The 12,339-nt window shown below is 66.9% G+C and carries 10 protein-coding genes; 4 read left to right on the top strand and 6 right to left on the bottom strand.

The window, feature by feature from the left end:
• Nucleotides 1-71 precede the first annotated feature (71 nt).
• Nucleotides 72-1,835 carry an ABC transporter ATP-binding protein gene (locus QX073_RS00130; protein WP_315754206.1) on the bottom strand — a complete coding sequence of 588 codons (1,764 nt, stop codon included), beginning with the start codon at nucleotides 1,833-1,835 and terminating at the stop codon, nucleotides 72-74.
• 291 nt (nucleotides 1,836-2,126) lie between these two features.
• Between QX073_RS00130 and QX073_RS00125 the strand changes: the two genes are divergently transcribed.
• A complete protein-coding gene (locus tag QX073_RS00125; RefSeq protein ID WP_315754208.1) occupies nucleotides 2,127-3,197 on the top strand; it encodes a glycosyltransferase family 4 protein in 1,071 nt (356 codons plus the stop codon).
• Nucleotides 3,198-3,243: 46 nt separating this feature from the next.
• Here QX073_RS00125 and QX073_RS00120 read toward each other — a convergent pair whose 3' ends face one another.
• From QX073_RS00120 to bioB, 5 genes are all read right to left on the bottom strand, one after another.
• Nucleotides 3,244-5,187: an alkyl/aryl-sulfatase gene (locus QX073_RS00120; RefSeq protein ID WP_316225090.1), complete on the bottom strand. Its 1,944-nt coding sequence runs from the start codon at nucleotides 5,185-5,187 to the stop codon at nucleotides 3,244-3,246.
• 82 nt (nucleotides 5,188-5,269) lie between these two features.
• Nucleotides 5,270-6,535 carry an adenosylmethionine--8-amino-7-oxononanoate transaminase gene (locus QX073_RS00115; RefSeq protein ID WP_315754212.1) on the bottom strand — a complete coding sequence of 422 codons (1,266 nt, stop codon included), beginning with the start codon at nucleotides 6,533-6,535 and terminating at the stop codon, nucleotides 5,270-5,272.
• Entirely contained in the window at nucleotides 6,532-7,164 is a 633-nt protein-coding gene (gene bioD, locus QX073_RS00110; RefSeq protein ID WP_315754214.1) for a dethiobiotin synthase, read from the bottom strand. Before bioD ends, QX073_RS00115 begins: the two co-directional genes overlap by 4 nt.
• Nucleotides 7,161-8,306, bottom strand: coding sequence for an 8-amino-7-oxononanoate synthase (locus QX073_RS00105; RefSeq protein ID WP_316225573.1), 1,146 nt, complete (start codon nucleotides 8,304-8,306; stop codon nucleotides 7,161-7,163). The genes bioD and QX073_RS00105 overlap by 4 nt, the downstream gene beginning before the upstream one ends.
• 100 nt (nucleotides 8,307-8,406) lie before the next feature.
• Nucleotides 8,407-9,459 carry a biotin synthase BioB gene (bioB, locus tag QX073_RS00100; protein WP_410051212.1) on the bottom strand — a complete coding sequence of 351 codons (1,053 nt, stop codon included), beginning with the start codon at nucleotides 9,457-9,459 and terminating at the stop codon, nucleotides 8,407-8,409.
• A 120-nt stretch (nucleotides 9,460-9,579) separates the two neighbouring features.
• On the opposite strand from bioB, the gene QX073_RS00095 reads away from it, so the two are divergent.
• The 3 genes from QX073_RS00095 (at nucleotide 9,580) to QX073_RS00085 (ending at nucleotide 12,330) form a co-directional block, all read left to right on the top strand.
• A complete protein-coding gene (locus QX073_RS00095; protein WP_315715813.1) occupies nucleotides 9,580-10,212 on the top strand; it encodes a GntR family transcriptional regulator in 633 nt (210 codons plus the stop codon).
• Nucleotides 10,213-10,342: 130 nt separating this feature from the next.
• Nucleotides 10,343-11,743 carry an MFS transporter gene (locus QX073_RS00090; RefSeq protein ID WP_316225089.1) on the top strand — a complete coding sequence of 467 codons (1,401 nt, stop codon included), beginning with the start codon at nucleotides 10,343-10,345 and terminating at the stop codon, nucleotides 11,741-11,743.
• Between the two features lie 137 nt (nucleotides 11,744-11,880).
• The gene (locus QX073_RS00085; protein WP_315754218.1) at nucleotides 11,881-12,330 is read left to right on the top strand and encodes a (2Fe-2S)-binding protein; all 450 of its coding nucleotides are present in this window, start codon (nucleotides 11,881-11,883) and stop codon (nucleotides 12,328-12,330) included.
• Nucleotides 12,331-12,339: the final 9 nt, after the last annotated feature.

Below are 12,339 nucleotides of genomic sequence, written 5' to 3'. Positions count from 1 at the left end.
TTGGCCTCATGCGATGTTGAAGTGCCCAGACAACCGAGAGTGCACGTTCTCGACGCGACCCGACGCTACGATCAGGCGGCGAACTTGGCGAGCCGGTTCATCTCCTGGGTGACGAGCTCACGATACGGGCCCTCGTCCTGCATCAGCCGGTCAGGCGCTCCGTCCTCGATGATCCTGCCCGATTTCAGCACCACCACGCGGTCAAAATTCCGCAAGGTCGCAAGGCGATGCGCGATCGCAATGACGGTGCGGCCGCGCATCAGACGACTCAACGCCTCACGTATGGCCTCCTCGGACTCGCTGTCGAGCGCGGCGGTGGCCTCGTCGAGCAGAAGGATCGGCGCATCCTTGAGGAAGGCGCGCGCGATCGCGATGCGCTGGCGCTGCCCGCCCGAAAGCTTGACGCCGCGATCCCCGACCATTGTCTGCAATCCCTCCGGCAGCGTCTCGACGAAGTCGCAGCGCGCCGCGATCGCCGCCCGCAACACCTCGTCGTCGGTCGCACTCGGACGTCCGTAGCGAATGTTCTCCAGAATGGAGCGATGAAACAGCGAGATGTCCTGCGGAACCACCGAGATCGCCTCGCGCAGGCTCTGCTGGGTGACCTTGGCGATGTCCTGGCCGTCGATCGTGATATGCCCGGCTTGCGGATCATAGAACCGTTGCAGCAGCGTGAACAGGCTCGACTTGCCGCCGCCGGACTGTCCAACCAGGCCCACGCGCTGGCCCGGCTGCAGGCGCAGCGTGAAATTCTCGAACAGCTTGTGACCGCCAGGATAGTGGAAGGTGATGTTGTCGAAGGCGATGGCCGCACCGCTCTTGACCAGCGGCTCGGCCTGCGGGTCATCGCGCAGCTCGTGCGGCTGCAGCAGGGTCGCGATCGCCTCGCTCATGCGCGCCACGTGCTGGGTGACATCGACCAGCGCCACCGCCAGATCCCGCGTCGCGTTGAGAATGCAGAGGCCGAGCGTGCAGACCAGCACGACGTCGCCGGTCGTCGCCCCGCCCCGCTGCCACAGCGAGATCGCCCACGCCATGAGCGCGATCGTCAGCACGATCGTCACCGTCGCGTGCAGAATGCGCAGCTTCTCGAGGTAGCGGAGACTGCGCCCGCGTGCCTCCAACTCCCTGTCGACCGTCGCGTCGAACCGGTCGTGCTCGTGGCGCAGGCCGCAGAACGCGCGCACCAGCGGCATGTTCGAGATCACGTCGACCATCTCGCCGTCGACCATGGCCGCCTTGTCGGCGAAATCGTCATGCAGCGGCTTGCCGGCGGCCGCCAGACGGAACATCGCCGCCACCATCATCGCCGCGATCAGCAGCAGGCCGATGGCCATCGGGCCGCTCACGGTTCCGATCAGGCAGATCGCCGCGACCGTGGCGAGGCATGGCGGCAAGACGTTCCAGACGAACATGTTCTCCACGGTGAACACGGCGTTCGACGTCGCCGTGATGCGGCTCGACAGCATGCCGGGCAGACGGTCGCCGAAATAGCTCGGCGAATGCCCGGTGAGATGACGGAAGATGTCGCGCCGGAGATCTCCGGTGACACGGACGAAGGTGAAGCTCGCGATCCAGCTGGCGACACGCCAAAGAATGTTGTCGGTCGCGATCAGCGCCATCAGCAGCACGAACGCGGCCCAGACGTTGCCGCCGCCCGCAGGCCCTGCCGAGAGGCTGTCGACGAGCGATTTCACGCCATATTGCGTGCCTACCGAACAGGCAACCGCACCGATGACGGCCATCAGAATCACGAGGTGGGCGGTGGGGCGCTTGCGCAGATAGCGCATCACGAAGGGAAAGGGTCGGTGCGCGTAGCCAGAAAGCTGATCCATGGTCTTCCCGTTGATGAGCGAGGTCGTGGCGACACCTGATGCGGCCAGATGAACGACGAACGGTTTCTCGGGTTCCGTGCGCCTTCGCGGCGCAAACCTGCCCTCCGACGATGCCGCGGCAGCAGCGTTGGAGAGCGGGGATGGCATCAATGAGACGGCACGGAACACGTTGTGTCGAAGAAAGAGTGATCGCGTGAATGGAACTTCGCACATGCGACAACGTTCCCGCTGTGGCAGTGCCGGTGCCATTGGGGATTCATCCATGATCGGTCACGAACAGGAGACGATGAGATGCGCATTGCGCAAATAGCTCCATTGACGGAGGCCGTGCCTCCGAAGCTCTACGGCGGCACTGAGCGGGTCGTCCATTGGTTGACCGAAGAGCTCGTTGCCCTCGGACACGACGTCACCCTGTTCGCCAGCGGCGATTCGCAGACCTCGGCGAAGCTCTCTCCGACATGGCCGAAAGCACTGCGCCTCGACGGCTCGGTGAGGGATCCGAACGCGCTGCACATGGTGATGCTCGAAAACGTGCGGCAGCAATGCGACGACGAACAGTTCGACATTCTGCACTTCCACCTCGACTACTACCCGTTCTCCCTGTTCCACCGGCAACCCACACCGTTCCTGACCACCTTGCACGGCAGGCTCGATCTTCCGGAGCACCAGCCGGTGTTCTCGGTCTTCAAGGATGTTCCCGTCGTCTCGATCTCGGACTCGCAGCGCCGGCCGGTGCCGAATGCGAACTGGGTGCGCACCGTGCTGCATGGACTGCCCGCAACGCTCCTGATTCCCAAGCCGGTGACGCCGAGCTATCTCGCCGTCCTCGGACGCATCGCCCCGGAAAAGGGTGTCGACCGTGCCATCAAGATCGCCATGCGCTGCGGGATTCCGCTGAAGATCGCGGCCAAGATCGATCGCGCCGACCAAGACTATTATGAGCAGACGATCCGTCCCTTGATCCACGGCAATCCGCTCGTCGAGTTCATCGGCGAGATCAGCGATCACGAGAAGCCGGAGTTCCTGTCCGGCGCGCTCGGCCTGCTGTTGCCGATCGATTGGCCGGAGCCGTTCGGCCTGGTGATGATCGAATCGATGGCCTGCGGCACGCCCGTGATCGCCTACAACCGCGGCTCGGTTCCCGAAGTGATCGACGACGGTGTGACCGGCTTCATCGTCGAGGACGAGCTCAGCGCGGTAGCGGCCGTCAGTCGCCTGCCCGAGCTGAGCCGCGCCCGCGTGCGCGCGCAGTTCGAGCGACGCTTCACCGCGCGCCGGATGGCGCTCGACTATCTCGCGGCCTATCGCAGCCTGATCGACATCGCTGCGCCGCGCATCCGGCTGGTCAGCAGCGCCGAATAGCATGAGGAGGCCGGGCAAGTTCGGCGAGCCCGGCCTCCGCCTCATCTCAGGTGACGGCAGCCCGCTTCGGCTCGACGATCTCGAACATACGCGGGAACTCGTCCATCAGCGACATCAGCTCGGCCAGCCGCATCGGATTGCCCGCGAAGCTGATCTTCCCGGCGGCGACCGCTTCCGGAAAGCTCGTGGCCTTGGCAATGACCGCATCGAGCGTCGAACGCGCCAGCGTGAACCCCGCATCGGCGGTCGACGCCTGCACGCCGACCGCATAGGTCAGCGCACAATTCTGCAAGGTGAGCACGAAGCGCTCGCCGGTGTCGGTGAACGTCCAGTTCAGCACGATATGCTTGCCCTCCGCCTTGGGCCCGTTCAGCCTGACCCCGAGCACGTCCCATAGCTGCTCGGTGCGCAGCGCCGCCAGCGTCTCGCGCGGCAGGCCGGGCCGAGCCGGAACCTCCGGCATACCCTGGCGCAGCTCCTGCGCGCCGAACAGATAGGCATTGCGCCAGGTCGCACTCTCGGCGGCATAGCCGAGCTGCTCCAGCGTGTCGGCCAGCAGCGCGCGCGCCTCGGCATTGTCCGGCTCGGCGAAGACGAGATGACCCACGACCTGCGCGACGAAGCGGAATTCGCCGTTGGCAAAGTCCGCGCGCGCCCGCGCCAGCAGCGCCTCTGTCCCGCCCATATAGGAGACGTATTTCCGGCCGGCCTCGACCGGCGGCAGCGGATCGAGATTGACCGGATTGGCATCATACCAGCCGAGATATTTCTGGTAGATCGCCTTTACGTTGTGGCGGATGTGGCCGTAATAGCCGCGCGCATGCCATGCCCCTTCGAGGCTCCGGGGCAGCCTGATCTGCTCGGCGATCTCACTTGCGGTCAGGCCATGATTCATCAGCCGCACGGTCTGGTCGTGGGCAAATTTGTAGAGATCGCGCTGTTCGCGGATCATGCCGTCGACACGGCTCGCGCCCCATATCGGCCAATGATGCTGGCCGCACATCACCTCCGCCTTGCCGCCCCACAGTTGCAGCGCCTCGCCGAGATATTTCGACCACGCCAGCGCATCGCGCACGTCGGCGCCGCGAAACGGCAGCAGGTTGTGGAAGTTGTGCGTGCAGTTCTCGGCGAGGTTCAACAGGCGATAGCGCGGCACGAAGAAATGCATCTCCGCCGGCGCCTCGCTGTTCGGCGCCATCTGGAATTCGAAGGTGAGACCGTCGATGACCCGGGTGTCCCCGGTCGCCATGATCAGGTCGGTCGGCCGCAGCAGCGCAACGGCTCCCGCCGCCATGGTCTTGCCGAGCCCACAATCGACATGGCCCTTCGGCCCCTTCGCGAGCAGCGGCCCGAACTGATATTGCGCCCGGCGCAGCATCGCAGGGCCGGCGATGATGTTCTCGGAGACCGCATGCTCGATGAACAGGTTCGGCGCGATCAGCGGCACGCGGCCGCTGGCCATCGCGTCGTCGTCGACCACGCCGCGCGCGCCGCCCCAATGATCGGTGTGGGTATGCGTGAACATCACCGCCGTGACCGGCCTGACGCCGCGGTGCTGGTAGTACAGCTCCAATGCGGCCTGCGCGCCCTCGATCGAGGTCAGCGTGTCGACCACGATCACGCCGGTGTCCCCCTCGATCAGCGTCATGTTGGCGATGTCGAGCCCACGCACCTGGTAGACGCCGGGCACGACCTCGAACAGGCCGTGATGCATGTTGAGCTTCGCCTGCCGCCACAGGCTGGGATTGACGGTCGGCGGCGCCTGCTCCGCGTCAAGGAAGTGGTAAGGCGCGAGGCTCCAGACGGTGCGCCCCTGCGCCGTCGTCACCTTGGCCTGATCGATCGTGCCGAGAAAGCCGCGGGCGGCATCATCGAAATCGGCGGTGTCGCCGAACGGCAGCGCCTCCAGCACGGCCTGCTGCGCTGCGCTCACGGCCGCGCTGGCCTCCTTCGGATCCTTGGTGCCATCTCCGCTGACCGGCGCGCTCATGACTGTTTCCTCCGCAACGACGTTGGCACGATGCTAGTGCGCGGGATCGCGGAGCGCAAATCGCGGGCCGCAGAACAGCCCCTCAGAGCACGTGATCGACGGCCTCGTCGATGGCGGCATAGACCGTCTCGACATCCCCGGCGGTGACGCAGTAAGGCGGCATGACGTAGATGGTGTGGCCAAGCGGACGCAGCAGGACGTCGCTGTCGCGGAAGAAGGCCTGCAGCTTCGGGCCGACCTCGGCGAGGTAGCCCGGCTCGTCGGCATGGAGATCGAGCGCGGTGATGGTACCGCAGCGCCGCAGGTCGGAAAATCGCTCGTCGTAACGCAGGCGGTCGAGGCAGCGCTCCTGCGCGGCCGCGACGGCGGCGACCCGGGCCCGCGTCTGCGGCTGCCGCCACAGCTCGAGATTGGCGCTCGCTGCCGCGCAGGCGATGGGATTGGCGGTGTAGGAACTGGAGTGAAAGAACGTGCAGGCGCGGTCGGTCGAATAGTGCGCCTCGTAGATAGCGGGACTGCACAGCGTGACCGCAAGCGGCATCGCGCCTCCAGTCAGTCCTTTGGCGTAGCAGGCGATATCGGGGGCGATGTCCGCCTGCTCGCAGGCGAACAACGTGCCGGTGCGGCCCCAGCCGGTCATCACCTCGTCGGCGATGAACAGCACGCCGAACGCCTTGCAGATCCTGTGCATCTCGCGCAGCACCTCGGCCGGATACATCAGCATGCCGCCGGCGCCGAGCACCAGGGGCTCGACGATGAAGGCGGCCGGCCGGTCCTTCTCGCAAATTGTTGCGAGCGCATCCAGAGTCGCCTGTTCCCGGCCCTGCACTGGAAACGGGACGACGGCGACGTCGAACAGCAGCGGCTCATAGGCCGCATTGAACACGCCGCGCGCGCCGACCGACATCGCGCCGATGGTGTCGCCGTGATAGGAATGCTGCATCACCACGATGCGCGAGCGCGGCTCGCCGATGTTCTTGAAGTAGCCGAGCGCCATCTTCAGCGCGACCTCCACGCTGGTGGCGCCGCTGTCAGAGAAGAACACGTGCGTGAGGCTCGGCGGCACCAGCGCGAGCAGCCCGGCGGCCACCTGCTCGGCCGGCTCGTGGCTATGACCGGCGAAGATGACCTGATCCAGCCGCTCGGCCTGGTCCTGGATCGCGCGCACGATATGCGGATGGCAATGGCCGTGCGTGACCACCCACCACGACGCGATCGCGTCGATGATCCGCCTGCCGTCGGCGGTGAAGAGATAGGCGCCCTCGCCGCGCGCGACCGCCGTCATCTCGGGCTGGAGCGCATGCTGCGTGAAGGGATGCCAGATCGGCGAGGTTGCCTTGCGCATCATGGTTCGAAATCCGTGCGCTGGAATTGGGTGGCGAACACGTGCTGCAGCGATCGCGCCGTCAGCGGCGTGACCCAGGGCAACCGGCCAAGGCGCCTCACCTCGCCGAGCCGGCAGATCGTATCTTCGTTGTCGTCGTGGCCGTCGCCGATGAAGGCGATGCCGAACACGTCGATGCCGCGACTGCGCAGCGCCGCCAGCGACAGCAGCGAGTGATTGATCGTGCCGAGACTGGTGCGCGCGCAGAGCACGACCGGCAGCTGCCATCGCGCGAAGACATCGAGATAGAGCGTTCCGGAATCGAGCGGCACCATGACGCCGCCGGCTCCCTCGATCACGACAGGCCGGCCGGCGGCCCGCGGAGGACGGAGGCGGAGCGGATCGATGCTGATGCCTGCGAGGCGTGCCGCGCGATGCGGCGAGGCCGGCTCGGCCAGCCGATAGGCTTCGGGCAGCACGCGGTCGTCGCCGAGCTCGGCGAGCCGCTGGACGCAGCAGGAGTCCGTCTCCTCGGCAAGGCCGGCCTGAACCGGCTTCCAATAGCAGGCCCCGAGCAGCGCCGTGAGGCCGGCGGCGAACACCGTCTTGCCGATCCCGGTGTCGGTCCCGGTGACCACGATGCGCAGCGTCATGGGCGCAGCCTTCCGATCTCGTCGGCGAGCGCGTCGAGCAGCGCCGCGATGGCCGCCTCGTCGATGTTCAAGGTCAGCGACAGCCTGAGCCGCGCCGTGCCCGGCGGCACCGTCGGCGGGCGGATGCCGCGGACGTCGAAGCCCCGCGCCTGCAGCGCGGCAGCCAGGTTCATCGCGCGCGCATTGTCGCCGACGACGCAGGGAATGATCTGCGACGGCGACCAGCTTTCACCGAAGCGCGCGGCGATCGCGCCATGGGCGAAGGCAACGAGCTGCGCCAGCCTCCGCTGCCGCTCCGGCTCTTCCCGCAGGATCGCAAGCGCCTCCATCACCGCCACCGCCATCAGCGGCGACGGCGCCGTGCTGAAGACGAAAGGCCGGCAGCGATTGATCAGCGTGTCGCGCAGCACGCGGCTTGCGGTGACCAGCGCACCGGCTGCGCCCAACGCTTTGCCGCAGGTGTGAACGGTCACGACGCTCTCGCGTCCCTCGTAGGCTGCGGCCAGACCGCGGCCCTGCGCGCCGTGGACCCCGGTCGCATGGGCCTCGTCGATCAGCAGAAAGGCATCGTGGCGCTCGGCGATCGCGATCAAATCCGCCAGCGGCGCGAGATCGCCATCCATGCTGTAGAGGCTTTCGACGACGATCCAGGGCCGGCCCACCCCGCCGCCCCTGCGCCAGATCAGGATCGCGTCCTCAGCCGACTGGGCGTTGTTGTGGATGAACTGGCACGTCTCGGCACGGCCGGCGCGCGCGCCTTCATGGGTGCTGGCATGAACCAGCGCATCGAGCACCAGCAGGTCGTCGCGCTGCGGAAGCGTGGTCAGCACGGCGAAGTTCGCCATGTAGCCGGAGCCGAAGAACAGCGCACTCTCGGCACCGAAGAAGCGTGCCGCCTCCGCCTCGAGCCGCTCGTGCTCCTCGCAATTGCCCCGCAGCAGGCGCGAGCCGCCGGCGCCGACCGGCGTGCCGGCCTCCATGGCCGCGGCGACCGCGCGCTTCATCCGCGGGGCCTGTGCGAGACCGAGATAGTCGTTGGAGGAGAAATCGAGACCGGCCCGTGGACTGAGGCGCCGCAACCGGTCATCGGCCGCGAGTCTCTGCAGACCGTCGGAATAGATCGCCAATCTGTCGGGCCGCATGGGCATGGCTCCGCTCTCTTTCGGTCAGCCGCGGACGTGGACCGGCACGACAAGGCAGTTCCGTGGGCGCCGTCGCGCCGAGATCGCGCTGAGGGTTGAATCAGGCCGGGGACGAAGCCTCCGCGCCGTCGCCGGCGGCGATCGGCGCGCCCGGGCGCGCCGACAGCGACGATGTCATGCCGAGCCGCGCGAGCAGATCGGCATCGCGGTCGCGTTGCGGATTGGCCGTGGTCAGCAGCACGTCGCCGATGAAGATGGAATTGGCGCCGGCGAGCAGGCACAGGGTCTGCAGCTCGTCGCTCATATATTGCCGGCCCGCGGACAGCCGCACCACGCTGGCCGGCATCATGATCCTGGACACCGCGATCAATCGCACGAGCGCAATCGGATCGGGCCGCGCGGCCGTAGCGTTGACCGGCACGCCCTTGACCTCGTTCCACATGTTGATCGGCACGCTGTCGGGATGCTCAGCGAGATTGGCCAGCAGCACCAGCATGCCGAGCCGATCATCGACCTCCTCGCCCATGCCGATGATGCCGCCGCAGCACACCTTGATGCCGGCCTGCCGCACATGCGCGAGCGTGTCGATGCGGTCCTGCAGCGTGCGCGTGGTGATGATGCGGTCGTAGAATTCGGGCGAGGTGTCGACATTGTGGTTGTAGAAGTCGAGCCCGGCCTCCCTCAGCCGCTGTGCCTGCGGCGGGGTCAGCATGCCCAGCGTGACGCAGGTCTCCATGCCCAGATCCTTCACCGCGCTGACCATGTCGCAGACCTGATCGAGGTCGCGGTCCTTCGGACTGCGCCAGGCGGCGGCCATGCAGAAGCGCTCGGCCCCGGCGGCCTTCGCGCGCCGCGCGGTGGCGACCACCTCGTCGCGGTCCATCAGCTTGGTCGCCTTGAGCCCAGTGTCGTAATGCGCGCTCTGCGAGCAGTAGCCACAATCCTCCGGGCAGCCGCCGGTCTTGATGCTGAGCAGGCTCGCTGTCTCGACGCGGGTGGGATCGAACTGCCGGCGATGCGCCGACTGCGCCAGGAACATCAGGTCCGGAAGTGGCAGGCGATAGAGCGCCTCGGCCTCGTCTCTGGTCCAGTCATGACGGATGGCATTGCCAACCGCCATTCGATCAGGGCCCGCGCCGCTTTGATCCGCCATGCTCGCTCCACGCCAAATTATAGATTATCATAGACATTATCTATGATTTCTCTGTATTCGAGCACCGTATCGGACGAGAGCTTCCGCTGCATCGGTTTTTTCGATAGATAATCTATGACTATGCCGGACGAGAATCTCACCACCGCTCAGCGGATCGCCGAAGCGATCACCGATCGCATCGTCAGCGGTGCGCTGCCGCCCGACGCGCCGTTGCGGCAGGACCACGTCGCGCGCGAGTTCAACTCCAGCCACGTGCCGGTGCGCGAGGCATTTCGGCAGCTCGAGGCGCTCTATCTGGTGGTCGCGGCGCCGCGACGCGGCGTGCGCGTGGCACCGCTCGATGCGAAGTCGACCAGGGAGATCGTCGAGATGCGCACAGCGCTCGAGGTGATCGCGCTGCGCAATGCCGCGCCGCGCTACACGCCGGCGCATCTCGCCGCGATCGAGCTGGCGCTGATCGAGGCCGACAATGCCGAGACCATCCAGGAGTTCGAGACAGCGAACCGCGCCTTCCACCGCGCGCTGGTCGCGCCCTGCGCGATGCCGCGGCTGCTGGCGAGCCTCGACGGACTACGCCTCGCGAATTCGCGCCTCGTGCTGGCGATGGCCCGCAATGCCGGCTGGCGTCCGCGCACCAACCAGGATCACCGGCTGATCCTGCAGGCCCTGCGCGCCCGCCAGATCGGCCACGCCTGCGAGCTCCTGACGCGGCACAACCAGACGATCGAGCGGCTGGCAAGGCCGGGCGTGTAGCCGGCTTCAACCCGTTCCTTGCGACCGGGCGCATACCGCCATGCGCCCGCGACGGCTGGGGCGCTCGCCTGCTCCCGTGTACATGCTGATCCGGACGCGCCCCGCGAACCGAAGGTCTCCAAAGGTCTCCATGTCCAACCGCCACCACGCTTCGAGGCTCGCCGGCGACGGCACCGCCGACGGCCTGCCGCCGGGCCAGCGTCCCTGGGCGATCGCGGCGATCTTCACCGCGCTGTCGATGGCCTCGCTCGACGTCGCCATCGCCAACATCGCGCTGCCGTCGATCTCGGCCGATCTCCACGTCTCCCCGGCCGAGGTGGTCTGGGTGGTCAACATCTACCAGATCGCGCTGGTGGCGACCTTGCTGCCGCTCGGCGCGCTCGGCGAGATCGTCGGCCATCAGCGCATCTATCTCGGCGGCCTCCTGCTGTTCACGCTGGCCTCGGTCGGCTGCGCGCTGGCGTGGTCGCTACCGACCCTGGTCGTCGCCCGCGCATTGCAGGGCCTCGGCGCCAGCGGCATCATGAGCGTCAACACCGCGCTGGTGCGCTTCGTCTATCCCGGAAAGATGCTCGGACGCGGCCTCGGCCACAACGCGCTCGTGGTCGGCATCTCCTTCACCTTCGGCCCGACCGTTGCGTCCGCCATTCTCTCGCTCGGCTCCTGGCCTTGGCTGTTTGCGATCAACCTCCCCTTCGGCCTGATCGCCATCGCGATCGGCATGAAGATGCTGCCGCGAACGCCGCGCGCCGAGCATGGCTTCGACTTTCTCGGCGCCGGGCTCGCTGCGCTCTGCCTCGGCCTGTTCATCACCGGCATCGGCAGCGCAGCGCATGGCGCGACGCCGGCCATGGTGTTGGCAGAGCTTGTCGGCGCGCTCGTGCTCGGCGTCATCCTGACCCGCCGCCAGGCCGACCACCCGGCGCCGATGCTGCCGATCGATCTGTTCCGCCGCGGGGTTTTCGCGCTGTCGGCGGCGACCGCGGTTTGCTCCTTCTCGGTGCAGGGCCTCGGCTTCGTGTCGCTGCCGTTCTATTTCGAGGACATTCTCCAGCGTTCGCAGGTCGAGACCGGGTTCTTCATGACACCCTGGCCGCTCGCGGTCACGATCATGGCCCCGATCGCCGGGCGGCTGTCGGACCGTTTTCCCGCCGGCCTGCTCGGCGGCATCGGCCTGGTGATGCTCGGATCCGGCATGGCCCTGCTCGCCATGCTGCCCGAGAACCCGAGCGTCGCCAACATCGTCTGGCGCATGCTGATCTGCGGCATCGGGTTCGGCTTCTTCCAGGCGCCGAACATGAAGGCTATCATGTCAAGCGCCCCGCCCCATCGCAGCGGCGGCGCCAGCGGCATCGTCGCCACGGCCCGGTTGACCGGTCAGACCACCGGCGCGGCGCTGGCCGCCTTGTGCTTCAGCCTTGCGGGGCACGACGGAGCCACCCTTGCCTTGGCCCTCGGCGCAGGTTTCGCCGCGCTGGGCAGCGTGATGAGCTTTCTGCGGCTGGCCGTAGCTCCGCCGCGCGGCCCATGAGCCGAAGCAACTACAACCCCGGCTCATCACAAATCTTCCCGCGCGGCAAACGCATATTCTTGATTTGAAGGATGCAAACGTTCGCGCCACATTGCCGCCCTCTGTTCAACTGGCGAGTTGAACGAAAGGGATCTGCGATGGCAAACCTCACGATCAACGGACAATCCTATACTCTGGACGTCGAGCCCGACACGCCGCTGCTGTGGGCGATCCGCGAGAACGCCGGACTGACCGGCACCAAATATGGCTGCGGCATTGCACAATGCGGCGCCTGCACCGTGCATCTCGACGGCGCGGCCGTGCGCGCCTGTGGCGTCACCGTCTCCGAGGCCCAGGGCAAGCAGATCACCACCATCGAGGGGCTCGCGAGCGACAATGGGCTGCACAAGGTGCAGCAGGCCTGGGTGGAGAACGACGTTCCGCAATGTGGCTACTGCCAGAGCGGCATGATCATGGCCGTCGCGGCACTGCTCAAGGACAATCCGAAGCCGAGCGATCAGGACATCAACGACGCCATCACCAACATCTGCCGCTGTGGAACCTTCGCGCAGGTGCGCGAGGCGATCCACGCCGCGGCCAACGCCTGAGGAGGACGG

Source organism: Bradyrhizobium sp. SZCCHNS3052 (assembly GCF_032484495.1).
GTDB lineage: Bacteria > Pseudomonadota > Alphaproteobacteria > Rhizobiales > Xanthobacteraceae > Bradyrhizobium.
The sequence above is the reverse complement of the archived record's forward strand: the minus strand, read 5'-3'. Positions and strand labels throughout refer to the sequence as shown.

What these genes read in the sequence shown, in the direction of transcription:
- QX073_RS00130 (WP_315754206.1), bottom strand. Translation starts at nt 1,835, where the DNA reads ATGGATCAGCTTTCTGGCTACGCGCACCGACCCTTTCCCTTCGTGATG.
- QX073_RS00125 (WP_315754208.1), top strand. Translation starts at nt 2,127, where the DNA reads ATGCGCATTGCGCAAATAGCTCCATTGACGGAGGCCGTGCCTCCGAAG.
- QX073_RS00120 (WP_316225090.1), bottom strand. Translation starts at nt 5,187, where the DNA reads ATGAGCGCGCCGGTCAGCGGAGATGGCACCAAGGATCCGAAGGAGGCC.
- QX073_RS00115 (WP_315754212.1), bottom strand. Translation starts at nt 6,535, where the DNA reads ATGATGCGCAAGGCAACCTCGCCGATCTGGCATCCCTTCACGCAGCAT.
- bioD (WP_315754214.1), bottom strand. Translation starts at nt 7,164, where the DNA reads ATGACGCTGCGCATCGTGGTCACCGGGACCGACACCGGGATCGGCAAG.
- QX073_RS00105 (WP_316225573.1), bottom strand. Translation starts at nt 8,306, where the DNA reads ATGCGGCCCGACAGATTGGCGATCTATTCCGACGGTCTGCAGAGACTC.
- bioB (WP_410051212.1), bottom strand. Translation starts at nt 9,459, where the DNA reads ATGGCGGATCAAAGCGGCGCGGGCCCTGATCGAATGGCGGTTGGCAAT.
- QX073_RS00095 (WP_315715813.1), top strand. Translation starts at nt 9,580, where the DNA reads ATGCCGGACGAGAATCTCACCACCGCTCAGCGGATCGCCGAAGCGATC.
- QX073_RS00090 (WP_316225089.1), top strand. Translation starts at nt 10,343, where the DNA reads ATGTCCAACCGCCACCACGCTTCGAGGCTCGCCGGCGACGGCACCGCC.
- QX073_RS00085 (WP_315754218.1), top strand. Translation starts at nt 11,881, where the DNA reads ATGGCAAACCTCACGATCAACGGACAATCCTATACTCTGGACGTCGAG.